Source organism: Gordonia sp. LMA484, from assembly GCF_058129505.1.
Map to the genome: position 1 here is coordinate 1,013,952 of NZ_CM176700.1, position 18,448 is coordinate 1,032,399.

An 18,448-nucleotide genomic window follows, 5' to 3' on the forward strand; every position below is an offset into this window, starting at 1 on the left:
GCGGTGACCACCGGCTTCGACGTCACCAGCGACTGGCCGCTGCGGGCCCGCCTCTGGCGTGTCGGCCAGGGTGAGTTCGTCTTCGGTCTGGTGGCACACCACATCGCCGCCGACGGTGAATCGATGGCGCCGTTGGTCGCCGATCTCGTCACCGCCTACGCCGCCCGTGCCGACGGTGCCGAGCCCGACTTTGCGCCGCTCGACGTCCAGTTCGCCGACTTCGCGATCTGGCAGCACGATGTGCTGGGATCGGCCGACGATATCGAATCGCCTGTGGGACAACAGTTGGCATACTGGTCGTCGGCGCTGCGCGAGTTGCCCGACGTGCTCGAGCTGCCCACCGACCGGCCTCGGCCGGTGGTGGCGTCCGAACGTGGCGACCACGTGGCCTTCGAGATCCCGGCCGACGTGGTCGCCCGGATCGCCGCCGTGGCCCATGACCGTGGTGTGACGCCGTTCATGGTGGTCCACGCTGGTCTCGCGGTGATGCTCGCCCGGCTCTCGGCCGGCTCGGACATCGCGGTGGGCACGCCCATCGCGGGTCGAGGACAGCGCGCACTGGATGCGCTGGTGGGCATGTTCGTCAACACTCTGGTCCTGCGGACCGGAATCGACCCGGCACAGTCGTTCGCGGGGCTCCTCGATCAGGTCCGGGTGACCGATCTGGATGCGTTCGCGCATGCGGACGTGCCGTTCGAGACCCTGGTCGAGCATCTCGACCCGGTGCGGTCCGAGGCGTTCGCACCCCTGACCCAGGTGCTGCTGACCTTCCATCAGAACACGCTGCCCGAGTTCTCGGCAGTCGAGACGACGACGGTGGCGGGTCTGGAGATCTCGCCGGTCGAGGCGCCCCAGACGCCGGCGAAGGTCGACCTCACGTTCGGCATCGCGGGTGGAACCGACGATGCGGCCTGGCCCGCGCAGATCGTGTACGCCACCGATCTGTTCGACGCCGCGACGATCCGCGCGATGGCGGAACGCTTCGTGCGGGTTCTCGGCGTCTGCGTAGCCGATCCGGGCGTGGTGGTCGGCGACATCCCCATGCTGTCGAACTCGGAAGCCGATGTGCTGTCGGCACTTCCGGCGCCGGTGCTCGACACGGAGCATGGTGATGCGAGCCTGGTCGATCTGTTCCGGGCGACCGTCGATCGACATGGGGACCGGACCGCGGTGACGGCCGACGGGACGTCGCTGTCCTACGCCGACATCGACCGCCGGTCCGATGCGGTGGCCTCGGCGCTGGTGTCCCGCGGGGTCGCCCCCGGTGATCTCGTCGGTATCGCCACCGCCCGCACGGTCGACCTCGCGGTGTCGATCGTCGCCGTCCTCAAGGTCGGCGCGGGGTATCTGCCCCTGGACACCACCAATCCGGCAGATCGATTGGCGTTCATCGTGTCCGACGCCGCAGTCGAGACCATCATCACCGATGCCGCGACGGCCGGCCACGAGCTGTTCGGCGCGCTGCCCGAGTCGGTGGCGGCCGCCGACGTGGATGACCTGGCCCGCGCAGGTGCTCACGGCGATGTGCCGTCGGCGGCGGTGTCGCCGTCCGCACGGGCGTATGTGATCTACACCTCGGGCTCGACCGGTCAGCCCAAGGGAGTCGAGATCACCCACCGCGACGTGGTGACCCTGATGGACACCGCAGCAGGTGATTTCGAGTTCCGGCCGACGGACGTGTGGACCATGTTCCACTCCTATGCCTTCGACTTCTCGGTGTGGGAGCTGTGGGGCCCGTTCCTGTCGGGGGCCCGACTGGTCATCGTCGACCGTGGTCTCGCACGAGATCCCGATGCATTCGTGGATCTGCTCGCCGCCGAGCGCGTCACGGTGCTGAGTCAGACACCATCGGCGTTCTACCAGTTGATCGATGCCCGACGCCGCAACCCGGTGGATCTACCGTTGCGGTACATCGTGTTCGGTGGCGAGGCGCTCGGATTCGAGCAGGTGCGGCGATGGTACGGCGACCATCCGGCCGACACCGCGCAGTTGGTGAACATGTACGGCATCACCGAGACGACGGTGCACGTCAGCTTCCGCCCGCTCGACCGTGAGCTCGTCGCGGCCGGTGATGCGTCGCTGATCGGCCGGCCGTTGCACTCGCTGGCGATCCATATCCTCGACGACCGGCTGCATCCGGTCCCGCCGGGCGTCGTCGGCGAGATGTACGTCACCGGCGGCCAATTGGCGCAGGGCTATCTCGGTCGCCCGGGCCTGAGTTCGACGCGGTTCGTCGCGAACCCGTTCGATGCGCGGGGTGGCCGGATGTATCGGACCGGCGACCTGGCCCGTCGGGTCGGCGGTGACATCGAATACCTCGGGCGCGGTGACGCACAGGTCCAGTTGCGGGGCTTCCGCATCGAGTACGGGGAGATCGAGGCGGCGCTGCTCGGGGTGGACGGGGTGACGGCGGCCGCCGCGAACGTCATCGAACTGGCGGGCCGCGGTGAGCAGTTGGTCGGGTATGTGGTCGCCGCACCAGGAGCGGCGATCGATCCGCAGGTCGTGCGGGACACGGTCACTCGGGCGGTGCCGGGTTATATGGTGCCCGGCATCATCGTGCCCGTCGGCGAGTTGCCGCTGACCGCGAACGGCAAACTCGATCGGCGTGCGCTGCCGGTGCCGGAACTCGACAGCGGTGGCGAGGACCATGTGGCACCCGAATCGTCGGCGGAGGAGACTCTGGCCCGGGTCATGGCCGGTGTGCTCGGGGTCGACCGGGTGAGCGTGACGGAGTCGTTCTTCGCGCTGGGTGGAGACTCGATCCTCGCGATCCAGCTGTCGTCGGCGGCCCGGGCGGCGGGATTCGCGGTGTCCCCACGCGACATCTTCGAACACAAGACCGTCCGGGCGATGGCGCAGGCGGTGGCTGCAGGCGGGGACCGGCTGCCGCTGCTGGCCGAGCCGGCCGGCGACGAGGATGACCGGATCACGATGCCCCCGGTGGCCGCGTGGATGACCGAGTTGTCGGACTCGGCAGCCGATTTCGCCGACTTCTCGCAGGCGATGGTGCTGGTGGCGCCCGACGGGCTCGACCTCGACATGCTGACCACGGTGCTCGACGTCGTCGTCGAGGCGCATCCGATGCTGTCGGCGAGACTCACCGGGGCCTCCGGGGAGTGGACGTACTCGATCGGCTGTGGTCCGGGCTGTGTGGCCGATGAGGTGACCGTCGACGCGGGGGTCGGCTCGGCGGACTTCTCGGACGCCCTGCGCGTCGCGCACGAGGAGGCGCTGGGCAGCTTGGACCCGTCGACAGGGGTGATCGTGTCGGCGATGCTCGTCTCGGGGGTCGACGGTGCCCGGGTGGTGCTGGCGATCCACCATCTGGGTGTCGACGCGGTGTCGTGGCCCATCGTGATCGAGGACATGATCACCGTGTGGGGCCAGTTGCAGGCGGGTCAGCAGGCCCGTGTCCGCCCGGAGGTGACCTCCGCCCGGGCCTGGCATGCCGCACTGGCCGATCGGGCGTCCGATCGGGCCGGCGAGGTGGGGTACTGGTCGGCCCGTGTGGATCGCGAGCCCGCCTCCTTCGGTGTGGGGTTCGACCGGGACCGCGACAAGTTCTCGACGGTCGGCTCGGTCACCGTGGATGTGGACGCGGCTACCACGGAGGCATTGCTCACCGCGGTGCCTCAGGCGTACGCCGGGCATGTCAACGACGCGTTGGTGGCCGGCCTCGCGAGGGCGGTGCGGTCGTGGCAGCGCGAGGCCGGGATCGCCGACGACAATCCCGTGTCGGTTCTCATGGAAGGTCACGGCCGCTACGAGGAGGTGCTGGCGCGCGGCGATGATCCGCGCACCGCTGATCTGTCCCGCACCGCGGGATGGTTCACCACCATCGCGCCGGTCAGCCTGGATCCCGCCGACGATGTGGTGCACGCGGTGAAGGCCGCCAAGGAGGAACGGCTCTCACAGCCCGATCGCGGAGTCGGGTTCGGGCTGTTGCGGTTCGGCGACCACGCTCAGCTGGCCGACACGGCGTTGCCGTCCATCGGCTTCAACTTCCTCGGTGCCGGAGCACGCGCCGGCGCCGCCGACGAGGTCACCGTCCCGTTCATGGCCGACACCCGCGCACCCGTGCTGCCGGCGACGGTGTCGGGTGCGATGACCGCGATGAATTCCCTGACCGTGAACGTGGGTGCCCGCGCCGACGAGCAGGGCCGGCAACTGTCGGCGGAATTCCTGTTCGCCCGATCCGTGCTGTCGGAGGACGATGCCGCCGACATCGCGGCGCGCTGGCGCCGCGAGCTGGTCGCGATCGTCGACCATCTTTCGCTCGTCGGGAGCCCGGGCCAGTCCCCGTCGGATGTGCCGGGGACCGCCGTCACCCAGGACGACCTCGACACGCTCGCGCAGCGGTTCCCCGGTGCGGACATCTGGCCGTTGTCGCCGCTGCAGAAGGGGCTGCACTTCGAGGCCGAACTGGCCTCGGGCAGCCACACACCGTCCGTCGACGTCTATGTGGTGCAGTCGATCCTGGAGCTGGGTGGGGAGGTGGACCTCGCGCGTCTGCACACCGCCGCACAAGCCCTGTTCGCCCACCATCGCGCCCTGCGGTCCGGGTTCGTCCGCACCGGCAGCGGTGCGGTGGTGGCGGTGGTCCCCGGCACGGTCGAGGTGCCGTGGGAACTGATCGACACCGACATCGAGGACACCGGCATCGACGACACCGTCGAGGACACCGACGGCCTGATCGAGGCCAGGATCCGGATGGTGGCGGACGCGCAGCGGCGCGAACCCTTCGATCTCGAACGGCCGCCGCTCATGCGCTTCGCCGTGGTCCGCCACGGTGACACCGCCCATCTCGTGGTGACCAATCACCACATCCTGATCGACGGCTGGTCGGGTCCGCTCGTGCTGGCGGATCTGTTGGCGCTGTACGCCACCGGCGACACCTACACTTCTCAGATCGGTGGTGGGGACGGCGATTTCGAGGATTACCTCCGACACATCGCCGCCGCCGACGACTCGGCGGGCCTGATCGCATGGCGTGAGGTGCTGGCGCCGGTCGAGGCACCGACGCTGGTGGCGCCGGGCGCTGTCGCGACAGGGGACTCGTTGCCGCAGGACCTCTCGGTGATCCTCGACGCCGAACTGACCGCCGGGATCGATGCCGTCGCCCGCGCCGAGGGGGCGACGGTGGCGACCGTGCTGCAGTTCGCCTGGGCGGTGCTGCTCTCGCGGTTGACCGGCAACCGGGTGGTGTCCTTCGCGGAGACGGTGTCGGGCAGGCCGGCCGAACTCGCGGGGGTGGAGTCCATGGTCGGGTTGTTCATCAACACGCTGCCGGCGGTGGTGGACGTCGATCCACACGCCCCGATCTCGGCGGTTCTGGCCCGGCTGCAGGCCGCGAAGGTGTCGGTGCTCGATCACCAGCATCTGACGTTGCCGCAGTTGACCGCGCTGCGGCCGGACCTGACCGGTGCGCTGTTCGATACCCTGACCGTGCACGAGTCGTATCCGGTGGACTCCGATTCCCTGTCCACCACGGACGCATCGCTCACCGGCGGTCTGGAGATCCTGGACTTCGAGGGCACCGACGCCACTCACTATCCGCTGAACATGTCGACCTCTCCGGTTGCCGGAGAACGGATCTCGTTGACACTGAAGTATCTGCCGGATGCGTTCGAGGCCGAGCAGGTCCAGGTCTTCATCGACGCGCTCACCGAGATCCTGCGCACGGTCGCGACGCGACCGGACACACTGACCGCGGACATAGGGCTGCTCGCGCCCCGGTCCGTGGGGTCGCTCACGCCGGTGTCCGGGGGTGACGGCACGCCCGCGCGGCTGCTGGCCACGATGTTCGGCGACGCCGCTCGGGCGCACCCCGACCGGATCGCGGTGGTCGACGGCAACGGTGTCGCACTGACCTATGCCGAACTGGACGCACGGTCGAACAGTCTTGCGCGCTGGTTGATCTCGCGGGACATCGGAGTGGAGTCGCTGGTGGCGCTGGCGATCGGGCGGTCGGCGCAACTGCTCACCGCGATCTGGGCGGTCGCCAAGACCGGCGCCGGCTACGTGCCGATCGACCCCGACTACCCGGCCGAACGCGTGGCCACGATGGTGGAGGACTCCGGGGCGATCCTGGGTCTGACCGCCGCCACCGGAGAGCTGCCGGATCAGGGCTTCGCATGGGTGCGACTCGACAGCGACGAGATCGGCGCGGAACTCGACATGTTCGGCGACGAAGAGATCAGCCCCACGGAGATCCTGGGCAGGGTCCGCCCGGAGAATGTCGCGTACGTGATCTACACATCGGGCTCGACCGGTCGGCCGAAGGGCGTCGCGGTGACCCACTCCGGCCTGGCGAACTTCGCCGCGCAGGAGACGCGTCGCCTGGACGTCGGCGAGGACCCCGTGGTGCTGGGATTCGCATCGCCGAGTTTCGATGCATCGGTCCTCGAGTACCTCCTCGCGACGATCAACGGCGGCACGCTGGCGTACCGACCGACCGATGCGGTGGGCGGCGCGGTGCTACAGGACTTCATGCGTGAGCATCGGGTCACGCACACGTTCCTGACACCGACCGTGTTGTCGACGCTCGATCCGCGGCAGCTGCCGGATCTGCAGGCGCTCATGGCCGGTGGTGAGGCGGTCCCACCCGGCCTGGTCGACACGTGGTCGCCGCACACGCGGATCCAGAATCTGTACGGTCCGACCGAGACCACCATCGGCATCACGCTCAGCGAGCCGATGCATGCCGGACGGCCCGTCCGGCTGGGCGGTCCGCTCGCGGGCGTCGGCCTGCTCGTCCTGGATCAGCGCATGTCGCCGGTTCCGGTCGGCGTCCCGGGGGAGCTCTATGCCGTCGGCGGAGCCTTGTCGCGCGGATATCTCGACCGGCCGGGACTGTCGGCAGAGCGGTTCGTCGCCAATCCGTTCGGGGCTGCGGGGGATCGCATGTACCGCACCGGTGACGTCGTCCGATGGCGATTCGGCTCCGCCGGAGATCTGGTTCTCGAGTATGCGGGGCGTACCGACGATCAGGTGAAACTGCGCGGACTGCGGATCGAGTTGGGCGAGATCGAGGCCGTGCTGGCATCGCATCCGGCCGTCGAGTCGGCGGTCGTGCTCGGCGTGGGCGGCTCGGTTGCCACGGCACTGGCGGGCTATGTCGTGGCGGACCCGGCGACCGACATCGCGGCGCTGCGCGACCATGTGGGTCGGCGACTGCCGTCGCACATGGTGCCGGCGAGTATCGCGGTTCTCGACGCCCTGCCGTTGACGCCGGTCGGCAAGCTCGACAAGCGGGCACTGCCGGCGCCGGTGATCGACGCCGTGGCCGATGAGTACGTCGCCCCGGACAACGAGGCGGAGGAAGCCGTCGCCGCCGCGTTCGCGGAGGTGTTGGGCGTGGCCCGGGTGGGTGTCACACAGAGCTTCTTCGATCTGGGTGGCAACTCGCTGTCGGCGACGCAGGTTCTGGCCCGGCTGCGCGAGGGAGGTCACGACCCGGAACTGGCCTGGCTGTTCAACGATCCGACACCGCGAGGGCTGGCTGCGCGGCTGCGCGGCGAGGTCACGGCGGCGGGCGAGGTGCTGATCACCTTGAACGGACAGGGGTCGCGGCCACCGCTGTTCTGTGTCCACCCGGCGGGCGGCCTCGCCTGGTTCTACGGCGGATTCGTGCCCTACCTGACCGATCGCCCGGTGTACGGACTGCAGGACCCGCATGTCGTCTCCGGCGAACCGAGCGCCCGGTCGATCGAGGCGATGGCCGATCGTTACCTCGAAGAGATCCGGCGGGTGTCGCCCCACGGGCCATATCACCTGCTCGGCTGGTCGCTCGGTGGCTATGTCGCCTACGCCATCGCGACCCGCCTGGCCGCGGAAGGCGAGGAGATCGCGTTCCTCGGCGTCATGGATTCCTCGCCCGTACCGGTCGCGGCCGCACCCGACGAACCGGCGCCGGTCGGTGTCGCGCTCGGCGGTGACTTCGTCGGTGACTTCCTGGGCGGTTGGCGTGACCTGTTCGATCTGGACGAGAGCGTCCACGCCGACAGCGCCGAGGAGGTCGCCGAGGTGATCCGGCAGCAGATCGCCTCGATGGGCCTGCTGGAGGCCGAGCAGGTGCAATGGGTGATGGACAGCTTCGCCACCGGCGAAGCATTGGTGGCCGACTTCCGGCCGGACTCCTTCGACGGGCCACTGCTGGTGTTCACCGCGACCCGGGACAAGGCGGACCCGGGTGCGGTGGCCCGCGGGTGGGAGCCCTACGTCTCGGGACCGATCGCCAACGTCGACGTCGATGCGGACCACCTCGGTCTCGCCAATGCGGCGGCGCTCGAGGTCATCGGGCCGGCGCTCGACGACTGGCTCAACCGTGGCGGCCCGGGCCGCCACGGTGACGACAGCAACGTCTCCTACGGAAAGGATCGAGTATGACCAACCCCTTCGATGACGAGAACGGACGGTTCTACGTCCTGGTGAACGACGAGAACCAGCATTCGCTGTGGCCCACCTTCGCCGACATCCCCGCCGGTTGGACCAGGGTGTTCGGCGAAGACGGCCGCGCCGCGTGCCTGGAGTACGTCGAGAAGAACTGGACCGACCTGCGCCCGAAGAGCCTCGTCGATGCCATGGAGGGCGATGCTGTGGCGTCGAGTCAGACGTCCGGCGGGGCATCGGCGGAGTGACGTCGCGGGTGCATGACGCCGCGATAACGCTTGCACATCAAGCAACATACGTCACTCCAACAACTTGAATCACGTGAGTAACATGGGTGATGCACGGCGATGACCACGGGTTTCCTGTGTAATTCGCCACCAATTCGCGTCACCGGTTTCCAAAAGGCCTTTAGCAAGGCAAGGTATATATAAGGACCCGGTGCCAGTTCCATGCTGGGAGGGCAAAGTGGCCAGGGTCGAGAAGACGAGTTCGGGGGAACGGCTGTGGTGATTGAAGTGATGGCAGACATCCGACGGCGAGCGGAGATCACTCCGCGTCTGGCCGCAGTGCGGGTCGGCGACGAGGTGGTCACGTACGGCGCGCTCAACGAGGCAATCGAATCATACGGGTCGGTCACCGACCGTCACGGCATGTCACAGGAAGCGGCGTTTCACGCCGGTCTCATCCATTGCATGCCGGCGTTGACACGCATCGACGGTGCCGCCGAACGCAATCGTGTGATGAGCGAAGTGGTTGCCTGGCTGGGCCGCGACCTCGGTGACGGCAACAGCGGTGGCCGCCTTCGCGCGGTCAGCTGACCTGCCCCGGTGCAATCCCGCCGGCTGAGGTCAGATCGGGATGCCGTGTGCCCTCACAACACGGCCAGGACCATGAGGATCACCAGCAGGATCGGCGTGCCGACGACGACGCTGCCGATCCCTGCGACGATCGCGGTGGCCGCACGTCCGGTCCCGCGATAGCGGTTGGGCTCCGGAGCGCGGCGTCGTCCGGCGCTGCTGATCTGGATCAGTGCCACGACGCCGAGGATCACGGCGACCATGCCCGTCACCGCGCCGACGCCCACGAGTGCCAGCGGCATCGACACCATCGAGATGACGAGCGCAGCGGTGGCCGTGGCAGCGCTCGGGCGGCGCATCGGCGGCATCTGCGCGGCGAACTCCGCCGATGGCAACCAGATGTCGCGAATCGGCGGCAGCGGGCGATCCACGGGGTCCGGACCGAACGACAGGTCGAACGCCGGCGGAAGGTCCCGGTCGTCGCGGATGATCGACGGCCCGGTGGTGACCCGGTACTCGCCGGTGGAATTCTCCGACGGCCACGTCAGTATCCGATCGGTGACCGCGGGCGGTATCGAGTCGGTGGGATGGTCGGTTACCCGCATGACGTGCCTCCTGCGCGCGGACCACATCTCGACGGCGGTCCGCTCCGCGTCCATTCTTCCTGATCTGATGACGATCGGTCTGGAAACGGCTCTCGCCGCACCCGGGTGATCAGGGTGCGGCGAGAGGGTTGTGTGTTTCGGCGTGATCAGCCGCCGTGCTGGCCGCCCATCGTCGTCAGCTGATCGATGGCGCTGCCGCTGAGCTTCCAGTCGCCGTCGACCTTGACGTACTCGAGCGTGAGGTCGACCGGCTGCGATGCGTGCGGGCTCTTGATCGAGACCGTGGCGATGGCCTTGTTGTCACCCTCGGCCTTCACTTCTTTCACGGTGTAGACGTCGGGGGTGTACCCGGCCGCGTTGGACGCCTTCGCGTAGCCCTGGAGGGCCACCTTCGTCACCGGGTTCGTGGTGTCCACGACCGCCTCGAGCTCATCGGACGACGTGGCCGGGTCCACCGCCTTGCGCACGATCACCTGTGCGTCGTCGGTACTCAGTCCCACGATCGCCTGTTTGGCGTTGCTCGCGGCGGACGCGATCGCCGCGGACGCGTTGTTGGCGGCGCTGCTGACCGTGTTCGACGTGTCGTCGGAGCAGCCGGCAGCGAGCAACACTGCGGAGCCGGCGAGCAACACTGCGGCCATGGACTTCCGAACGTTCATTGAGACTCCTCCTCGTGGGTAAGCCCACACTAACCGACGCATCCGGGGGCTCCGCGCAGCGGAATTAATCGGACCGTGGTCCGGTTAGATGGGGTGACGGTTTCATAGCATTCAGGAGGCGCGACATGCAGTTCGGACTCTTCAGCGTCAGTGACATCACGGTCGACCCCACGACGGGCGTCGAGCCCAGCGAACACGAGCGGATCAAGGCGATCGTGGAGATCGCGAAGAAGGCCGAGGACATCGGGCTCGACGTGTTCGCACTCGGCGAGCACCACAACCGGCCGTTCTTCTCGTCGTCACCGACGACGACCCTCGCCTACATCGCCGCGCAGACCACGACTCTGCAGCTGTCCACCGCGACGACGCTCATCACCACGAACGATCCGGTGAAGATCGCCGAGGATTTCGCCATGCTGCAGCATCTCGCCGACGGCCGGGTCGACCTGATGCTCGGGCGTGGTAACACGGGGCCGGTCTATCCCTGGTTCGGTCAGGACATCCGCCAGGGCATTCCGCTGGCGATCGAGAACTATCACCTGCTGCATCGACTGTGGACCGAAGAGGTCGTCGACTGGGAGGGACAGTTCCGGACACCGCTCACGTCGTTCACCTCCACGCCCCGACCGCTCGACGGGGTGGCACCGTTCGTCTGGCACGGTTCGATCCGCAGTCCCGAGATCGCCGAACAGGCCGCCTACTACGGGGATGGCTTCTTCGCCAACAACATCTTCTGGCCGAAGGAGCATTTCCAACGGCTGATCGGCTTCTATCGCGAGCGTTTCGAGCACTACGGCCACGGCACGGCGAACCAGGCGATCGTCGGACTCGGCGGGCAGTTCTTCATCCGGAAGAACTCCCAGGATGCGGTTCGCGAGTTCCGCCCGTATTTCGACAACGCACCGGTCTACGGGCACGGCCCGTCGCTGGAGGAGTTCACCGATCAGACGCCGTTGACCGTCGGGAGCCCTGCGGAGTTCCTGGACAAGACGCTGTCGTTCCGGGAGAGCTTCGGTGACTACCAGCGACAGCTGTTCCTGGTCGATCACGCGGGGTTGCCCCTGAAGACGGTGCTCGAGCAACTCGATGAACTCGGCGCGGTCCTTCCCGATCTGCGAGCAGGCTTCGAGGCGGGACGTCCCGCCGACGTCCCGGACGCACCCACCCATGACTCATTGGTCGCCGCATCGACGTCCGAGCGCGAGGAGGTGGGAGCGTGAGCGGATCGAACTCACACCGGCCGACCCGCTCGTTGGTCGCCGTGAACGCCGGCCTCGGTGATCCGTCATCGACCCGGCTGCTGGTGGACCGTCTCGTGGAGGCGGTCGCCGACGACCTGGGCGGTGCTGATCTCGAGATCGAGGTGATCGATCTCCGCGATGTCGCGGTCGACGTCATGCGTTCGCTGACAACAGGATTCGCGGTGAGTTCGGTTGCCGCCGCCCTCGAGAAGGTCTACGCGGCCGACGGGCTGATCGTCGCCACACCGGTGTTCAACGCGTCCTACAGTGGCTTGTTCAAGTCGTTCGTCGATCTGCTCGAGGTGGAGCGGATGCAGGGCATCCCGGTTCTCATCGCCGCGACCGGCGGCAGCCCGCGCCACTCGATGGTGCTCGACCACGCCGTGCGTCCCTTGCTCGTCTATCTGCGCGCAATCGTCGTCCCGACCGGGGTGTACGCCGCGGCCGAGGACTGGGCGGGTGCCACCGGCGACACCGCGCTGCTCTCGGACCGTATCGCCCGGGCGGCGCACGAACTCGGTACCGCGATGGGTAAATCGGAAACCGTTGCGGCGCCGATGGAATCGGACACGATGCGGGCTGCCGCGCGCACCAAGCAGGGCCAGCGTCACACGGCGTTCGAGGACGCCGGGATCGCCAACTTCGCGCGACTGCTCGGCGAGAGGAGCTGACCGGTCGTCGGTGTCACGCCTGGCCCGGGACATTGTGTCGCGGGCGCAGGCGTGACGTCGGCAGTGCCGGTGCGGGCAGGTGCTGGATCTGCCCCTCATAGCCTCGGACCTGACCGAACCGCTCACTGCGGTCGGTCCATTCTTCGCGGAACCGCACGATGTCGTCGTGACTGCGGCCGAGGAAGTTCCACCACATGATGATCTCCTCGTCGAGCGGGACCCCACCGAGGAGCACCGCACGGGCTGCGTCGTCGGATTCGTTGCGCAGGTGCAGCTGCGTGGCGCCGAGACCGACGTACCCGAGTTCGGTTGGTTTCAGAGGATCCGCCGTGGAGTTGACGACGCGGATCGTCCCCGAGTCGACGAGGATGCCGTGTTCATGGTCCGCGGCGACGGGCAGGGCGATCTCGGTCCCGGCCGGCATCGTCAGCTCGGCGCCGAGCAGGGGAGTGAAGGTGTGTACCGGTGAACGTTCGCCGAGTAACTCGCCGAGGAACACCCGAACTGCGACGCCGTCGCGCTCGATCACCCCGGGGGCGTGATGTGCGAAGTCGCGCGCGGTGTCGGCGGCGTTCTCGGGCAGGGCGATCCAGAGCTGTACCCCGTGCAGGATCGAGGTGTCGGGTGTCGACACCTCGGTGTGGGCGATGCCGTGGCCTGCGGTCATCAGATTGACCTCGCCCGGCCGCACCATCGCGTGATTTCCCATCGTGTCGCGATGCTCGATCTCACCGGCGAAGAGCCAGCTCACCGTCTGCAGGCCGGTATGTGGGTGCGGGGGCACATCCATCCCGCCGGTTGCCGAGACATCGTCGGGACCATAATGATCGGCGAAGCACCACGCCCCGATCAACGACCGCCGGCGTTGCGGCAGGGTCCGGTGCACGGTCATCGCCCGCGGGCCACCCAGGGGGACGTCACGCGCGGTCAGCACCTCCACCGCGACCAGTCCTTCGCCGGCATCGCTGCGCTGCGCCGTTGAGTGGCAGTCGATTTCATCAGGCCGTGTTTCCAGGTTGCTCATGCGCGCACCGTCCGCAGGGTTTCGTTCTGGGCTGTCGAGCCAGTGTAGGCCCTGCGGGCCCTCAGGAGATCACGGTCGCGTCGTCGAAGGTCATGGTCACCCGCTCCACCGACGACGTCATCAACGCATGCCGGCCCAGCTGCAGCGACCGCAGTTCGTCGGCGATCGGGTGGGTGCCCAGTACCAGGTCGGCCCCGCCGATGCGGGTGCGGGTGCCCGACGTCGACGTGAGTTTCCAGGGCGTCATCCGCAGGACCCCGTCGAGTTGGGAGTAGGCGTTGAGCACCGCGTCCTTGGTGGAGTCGGGAACCCGGATACCCGGACGCACCGTCAGATCCGCGACCAGCTGATCGTCGGCGACCACGCGCCCGTGTCTGGTCGCCGAATCATGGTCCACCTCGAACTCGGCAAGCGTCTTGGGGAACCCCCAGATCCCACGGCCGGCCGCCAGGGTGAAGTCGCCGTCGACGGGTAGTCGATGGATGAGCGCGCGAGCATCTCCGCTCACCAGCGACCGAAGTGCCCGCAGCGGGGATGCCGGCGGCCGGGTCGGGTCCTCCACGAGGAAACAGACGCCGAACTCGTTGTACGGCCCCAGATCACCGTCGACGTAGTCGACGAACACCAGCATGCACATCGTCCGGCCGGGGCGGATGCGCAGTGGTCGCGGGTGATTCGCGCCGGGGCCCGCACTCCGGATGGCCTGCTCGACCGCCGCGGTGTCCGCCGTGAACCCGGCCACGAAGCAGCGTGCGTGCCGTATCTCCACGGGCATGGTGACGGTGCTGCCCAGGACCTCGTGTGTGGAAGCGGCTGATGCCATCGGTGGGATCTCCTCCGTTGTGCGGACCTAGAACGTGTTCTCGTTTTCATGGTGCCAGGTCGGGCGGCGAAGAGCGACCCGATCCCTCGGTCGCCTCCGCGCGGCGCGGCGCGCCCCGCGTTCGGACGTCGGGGGTGACCGATAGTGTCGAGAGACGGCCTGTGATCGCCGGAACGGCGTGGTGTGGAACGGCGAGGTGTGGAACGGCGAGGTGTGGAACGGGAGGTGAGGGTGACGTCTGACAGTCCTCCCGTGATCCGCGTAGGGATGGTCGACGATCATCCTTCGCCGATCTGGGGGATCGAGAGAATCCTCGACCGTCAGCCCGATCTCGAACTGGTGTGCTCGGCGCCCACCGTCGGCGCACTGCTCGCGCAGCAGATCCCTCTGGACATCGTGATCCTGGATCTGCGCCTCGACGACGGCACGACGCCCGGCGAGAATGTCACGCGGCTCACCGAAGCGGGCATCGGGACCGTCGTGTACACCTCCGGTGAGCATCCCGCGTTGCTGCGCTCGGCGGCGCGGGCAGGCACGCTGGGGATGATACTGAAGTCCGCGTCAGAGCATGAGCTCGTCGAGGCCGTCCGTGCGGCCGGCGCCGGCCGCGAGGTGCTGACCACCGAATGGGCGGCCGCGATCGATGGTGACCCCGAGCTCGCGGCGGTGGATCTGAGTCCGCAGTTGCAGCGTGTTCTCACCCTGTATGCGTCGGGGGAGACCTCGGCGGGCGTAGGGGCGGCGCTGGGCGTGACCGTCGAGACGGTCAACGAGTACCTCAAGCGGATTCGGCAGAAGTATGCCGCGGCCGGTCGTCCGACGCACACCAAACTCGACCTGTTCAAACGGGCGGTCGAGGACGGTTGGTTGCCCTTCCCGGGGCACGGGCCCGCGTCGCCGAATCAGCCGTCACCGGGTCGTTCGTCACCGGGTCGTTCGTCGTCACCTGGCCGTTCGTCGTCACCGGGCCGTTCGTCGAGGAGACGGTCGTCGCGGCACGGAGAGGCCGGCCCGCCGACCGGATAGCCACTCGATGAGACTTTTGTCACAAATCATCTCATCTCCCGTCTCGGTGACTGCCCGTGTCACCGGCATCGGCGTTGCCCGATAGTGGCGGCGTCGAGCGCCCTTGTCCCCAATCCTGGGTCTACAGTCGCGCCGCCGGATGCCTTAGCCTGCAGTCGACCAGCAGCGGGCTCGTCGGGGGGACCGGGTCGCTTTGTGGCAACGGAGGTTGTGTTGCGAACGAAGGATGGCCGATGACCGCTCATTCACGAATGCCGAACCGGTCGGCGGTGCCGGCGTTGCGCTCAGGTGCTGCCGGCCCGCCGCCGGCGCACGTGTCGACGAGGATCAGGCCGCCAGGCGGCCTCCCCGTGACATGCATGTCGGACTACCGCCACGGAGATGTTGGGATGCCAGAGGATCGAGCGCCGGAACTCTCCACGCGGGAGGTCGAGGTACTGCTCGCCTGGTTGGCGGCCGAATCGAAGGAGGAGGCCGCTGCCGTGCTGTTCATCGCCGCATCCACCGTGAGCACCCACCTGGCGCGGATCCGGGCGAAGTACGCCGCCGTCGGACGAGACGCACCGACGAAGGCGCATCTACTCGCGCGGGCCCTCCAGGACGGATACACCGAGCTCGACGCCTGGTGACCCGCCGGTGCCGCGCTCAGCGCAGGTCGCGGGCGATCTGCGGCCAGGTGCGGTGCAGATCGTCCTGCCAATAGCCCCACGAGTGCGTGCCGGTGGACCGCAAGGTCACCTTCGCGGGAATGTGCAGCGCGGCGAGCCGGTCGGCCATCTGACGGGTGCACTGGTCGATGGCCACCTCGATGAGCCCGCCGAGGGCGGCCTGATTCGCCAGGAAGAACGGGTCCCCCTCGACGAACGGGTCCTGCAGACGTTCGTGCGTGCCGGGCAGGCCGGTTCCGGCGGTCATGTAGATCCTGGTCCCGCGCAGCTTCTCGGCGTTCACGTAGGGGTCGTTCTCGCGCCATCCCGGACCGTTCAGCGGTCCCCACATGTTGACCAGGTTGCCGCCCCCACGATCGGAGACCACGAACCGGATGTACTGCTGGCCGGCGGGATCGCTGGTCCGCGCACACCCACTGAACGCGGCCACCGACCGGTACAGTTTCGGCGCGGCGATCGCCAGGTTGAACACGGTGGTTCCCGCCATCGAGATCCCGGCGACGGCGTTGCGCCTGGTGGTCGCGAAGTGCGTGTCGATCAGCGGCGGTAGCTCCTCGGTGAGGAAGGTCTGCCACTTGTTGCGCCCGAGCGCGGGGTCGTCGCGCTGCCAGTCGGTGTAGTAGGAGAACGCACCACCGATGGGTGTGACCACATAGACGTCCTTGTCGGCGAAGAACTGCTTGTAGTCGGTGCGGGCATCCCACGTCGCGGAATCCTCGCCCCCACCCGCGCCGTTGAGCAGATACAGCGTGGGGCTCGGCTTGGCCCGATCACGAGGGGTCAACACGGTCACCGGGATGTTCTTTCCCATCGCCGCCGAGTAGACGATCAGGGTGACCTGCTGCGGATCGTCGTCATATGAACTGACGATCCGCGACTGCGGTGCCGCAGACGCGGTGCCGGCCGTGCCGGTCACCATCGATGCGACAATCGCCGCTATCGTCACGATCACCCCGAGGACCGGTCGCTGAATTTTCCCCACGATTCCCCTTATCGGTATTCACACGTCCCGCGTTTCACAGCAGCAGTTTTGCCTGCACCACGGGGCGGGCCCAGTGTAGCGGTCGTTCCTGATAGCGCCCGGCCGGTGCCGACAGTCGTACCCAGACCCCCGTCTTGGCTACCGTAGGGGCATGACATCCACCGGGGCGGCGAACGATCCCGACCTTCTCCGCTCGTTGCTCGCGGATTCTGCGCTGGGTGACCGCGGTGCATTCGCGCACCTGTACGACCTCACCAGCGCGCGGATCTATGGGTTGGCATTGCGGGTCGTACGTGATCGCAACTACGCCGAAGAGGTCGTGCAGGAGGCGTATCTGCAGTTCTGGCAGAAGGCCGACGACTATCACCCGGCCCGCGGCACGGTGATCAGCTGGATGATGACCATCGCGCACCGGCGCGCGGTCGACCGGGTGCGCACCGAGGAACTGCAGACCCGCAAGTCCACCGAGTACGAATCGGCCAATCGGACACCGGGAGTCGCGGCGCCCCTGGAGATCGTCGTCGACCGGGAGGAGAGTAGCGAGCTGCGGCTGTGCCTGGATCGGCTCACCGATCTCCAGCGCGACAGCATCGAGATGTCGTACTTCAACGGCATGACCTATCCCGAGGTCGCCGAGCACATGTCGACGCCGCTGCCCACGATCAAGACGCGTATTCGCGACGGGCTGCGCAAACTTCGCAATTGCCTGAGAGGCCGGGACCATGTCTGACACCGACTGGCTCGATGAGCACATCGAACTGTATGCCGTGGACGTCCTCCCGCCCGCCGAACACGACCGGGTGACGCGAGAGCTCGACGGGCTGTCCGCGATCGAGCGACAGATCTATGACAGCCGGATCGCCGAGACACGTTCGGCCATCGTCGACTTCGCCAGCTCCTACGCGCTCGACGCGCCCTCCGGGCTGCGCGCGCGCGTGCTCGACCATGTCTTCACCGCACCCGCCGAGGGCGATGGCACCGCGACGGGTGCGGAGTCCACAGTGGTGCCGATCGATCGTGGCCGTGCCCGGCGACGCCGGCTCGCCGCGGTCGTGGCGGCCGCCGCGGCCGCGGTCGTGGTCGCGCTGGGCGCCGGAGTCATGATCGGGCGCAGCACGGCACCGGAGCCCGCCGCACCCACGATCTCGGCTGCGCAGCAACAGACTCTCGACGTGTTGTCCGCGCCGGACGCACAGCTGGCGGTCCGCCAACTCGACGACCAGCGCGGCACGATGTCGGTGGTGACCTCACGTGAACGCAATCAGGCGGTTGCCCTGCTGCGAGACCTCCGCAACCCGATTCCGGAGGACCGCGAGTTCCAGCTCTGGCTCGTGGGCAAGGGCGATCAGCCCGTCTCGGCCGGGCTGATCCCGTCGAGTGGGGCGCAATCACCAACCCTGGTCGAGGATCTGGATTCCTCGACGGTGCTGGCCGTGACGATCGAACCACAGGGTGGTTCCCAGCAGCCGACGACGCCGATCCTCGCGCAGATCCCGATCTGACCGGTGATTCCGTGGAGACAACCCGCTTTCCCGCGGGTTGTCCTCACAGAGTTTGC

Annotated in this window: 13 protein-coding genes and 1 pseudogene (1 of these 14 running past the window's edge); 9 read left to right on the top strand and 5 right to left on the bottom strand. The window is 67.9% G+C overall.

Annotated features, from left to right (window positions below; translation table 11 throughout):
* From AC4AMJ_RS04195 to AC4AMJ_RS04205, 3 genes are all read left to right on the top strand, one after another.
* On the top strand, positions 1-8,391 hold the final stretch of the coding sequence (locus AC4AMJ_RS04195) for a non-ribosomal peptide synthase/polyketide synthase (RefSeq protein WP_489917341.1). The gene continues 16,554 nt to the left of window position 1, outside the view; 8,391 of the gene's 24,945 nt are visible here — the last part of the coding sequence; its start codon lies beyond the left edge, outside the window; its stop codon occupies positions 8,389-8,391.
* Positions 8,388-8,642 carry an MbtH family protein gene (locus AC4AMJ_RS04200; protein WP_489896820.1) on the top strand — a complete coding sequence of 85 codons (255 nt, stop codon included), beginning with the start codon at positions 8,388-8,390 and terminating at the stop codon, positions 8,640-8,642. The genes AC4AMJ_RS04195 and AC4AMJ_RS04200 overlap by 4 nt, the downstream gene beginning before the upstream one ends.
* A 270-nt stretch (positions 8,643-8,912) precedes the next feature.
* Entirely contained in the window at positions 8,913-9,212 is a 300-nt protein-coding gene (locus tag AC4AMJ_RS04205) for a hypothetical protein (RefSeq protein ID WP_489917342.1), read from the top strand.
* 53 nt (positions 9,213-9,265) lie between these two features.
* Here AC4AMJ_RS04205 and AC4AMJ_RS04210 read toward each other — a convergent pair whose 3' ends face one another.
* Positions 9,266-9,796: a DUF4190 domain-containing protein gene (locus tag AC4AMJ_RS04210; protein WP_489917343.1), complete on the bottom strand. Its 531-nt coding sequence runs from the start codon at positions 9,794-9,796 to the stop codon at positions 9,266-9,268.
* 146 nt (positions 9,797-9,942) lie between these two features.
* Entirely contained in the window at positions 9,943-10,455 is a 513-nt protein-coding gene (locus tag AC4AMJ_RS04215) for an MTB12 C-terminal domain-containing protein (protein WP_489917344.1), read from the bottom strand.
* A 125-nt stretch (positions 10,456-10,580) separates the two neighbouring features.
* Between AC4AMJ_RS04215 and AC4AMJ_RS04220 the strand changes: the two genes are divergently transcribed.
* Both AC4AMJ_RS04220 and AC4AMJ_RS04225 read left to right on the top strand, forming a co-directional pair.
* The gene (locus tag AC4AMJ_RS04220; RefSeq protein WP_489917345.1) at positions 10,581-11,675 is read left to right on the top strand and encodes an LLM class flavin-dependent oxidoreductase; all 1,095 of its coding nucleotides are present in this window, start codon (positions 10,581-10,583) and stop codon (positions 11,673-11,675) included.
* Positions 11,672-12,367, top strand: coding sequence for a CE1759 family FMN reductase (locus AC4AMJ_RS04225; RefSeq protein WP_489917346.1), 696 nt, complete (start codon positions 11,672-11,674; stop codon positions 12,365-12,367). Before AC4AMJ_RS04220 ends, AC4AMJ_RS04225 begins: the two co-directional genes overlap by 4 nt.
* A 13-nt stretch (positions 12,368-12,380) precedes the next feature.
* Here AC4AMJ_RS04225 and AC4AMJ_RS04230 read toward each other — a convergent pair whose 3' ends face one another.
* Entirely contained in the window at positions 12,381-13,391 is a 1,011-nt protein-coding gene (locus AC4AMJ_RS04230) for a pirin family protein (protein WP_489917347.1), read from the bottom strand.
* A 61-nt stretch (positions 13,392-13,452) separates the two neighbouring features.
* On the bottom strand, positions 13,453-14,214 hold the full coding sequence (locus AC4AMJ_RS04235; protein ID WP_489896813.1) for an acetoacetate decarboxylase family protein: 762 nt from the start codon (positions 14,212-14,214) through the stop codon (positions 13,453-13,455).
* Positions 14,215-14,481: 267 nt separating this feature from the next.
* Between AC4AMJ_RS04235 and AC4AMJ_RS04240 the strand changes: the two are divergent.
* Both AC4AMJ_RS04240 and AC4AMJ_RS04245 read left to right on the top strand, forming a co-directional pair.
* A pseudogene (locus AC4AMJ_RS04240) lies at positions 14,482-15,093 on the top strand (LuxR C-terminal-related transcriptional regulator); the annotation flags it as partial.
* Positions 15,094-15,473: 380 nt separating this feature from the next.
* Entirely contained in the window at positions 15,474-15,869 is a 396-nt protein-coding gene (locus AC4AMJ_RS04245) for a LuxR C-terminal-related transcriptional regulator (RefSeq protein ID WP_489917348.1), read from the top strand.
* 16 nt (positions 15,870-15,885) lie between these two features.
* Here the strand turns inward: AC4AMJ_RS04245 and AC4AMJ_RS04250 are convergent, their stop codons facing one another.
* Positions 15,886-16,827 carry an alpha/beta hydrolase gene (locus AC4AMJ_RS04250; protein WP_489917349.1) on the bottom strand — a complete coding sequence of 314 codons (942 nt, stop codon included), beginning with the start codon at positions 16,825-16,827 and terminating at the stop codon, positions 15,886-15,888.
* Between the two features lie 214 nt (positions 16,828-17,041).
* On the opposite strand from AC4AMJ_RS04250, the gene sigK reads away from it, so the two are divergent.
* The gene (gene sigK / locus AC4AMJ_RS04255) at positions 17,042-17,620 is read left to right on the top strand and encodes an ECF RNA polymerase sigma factor SigK (protein ID WP_489896810.1); all 579 of its coding nucleotides are present in this window, start codon (positions 17,042-17,044) and stop codon (positions 17,618-17,620) included.
* Positions 17,613-18,392 carry an anti-sigma factor gene (locus tag AC4AMJ_RS04260; protein WP_489917350.1) on the top strand — a complete coding sequence of 260 codons (780 nt, stop codon included), beginning with the start codon at positions 17,613-17,615 and terminating at the stop codon, positions 18,390-18,392. The genes sigK and AC4AMJ_RS04260 overlap by 8 nt, the downstream gene beginning before the upstream one ends.
* Positions 18,393-18,448 lie beyond the last annotated feature (56 nt).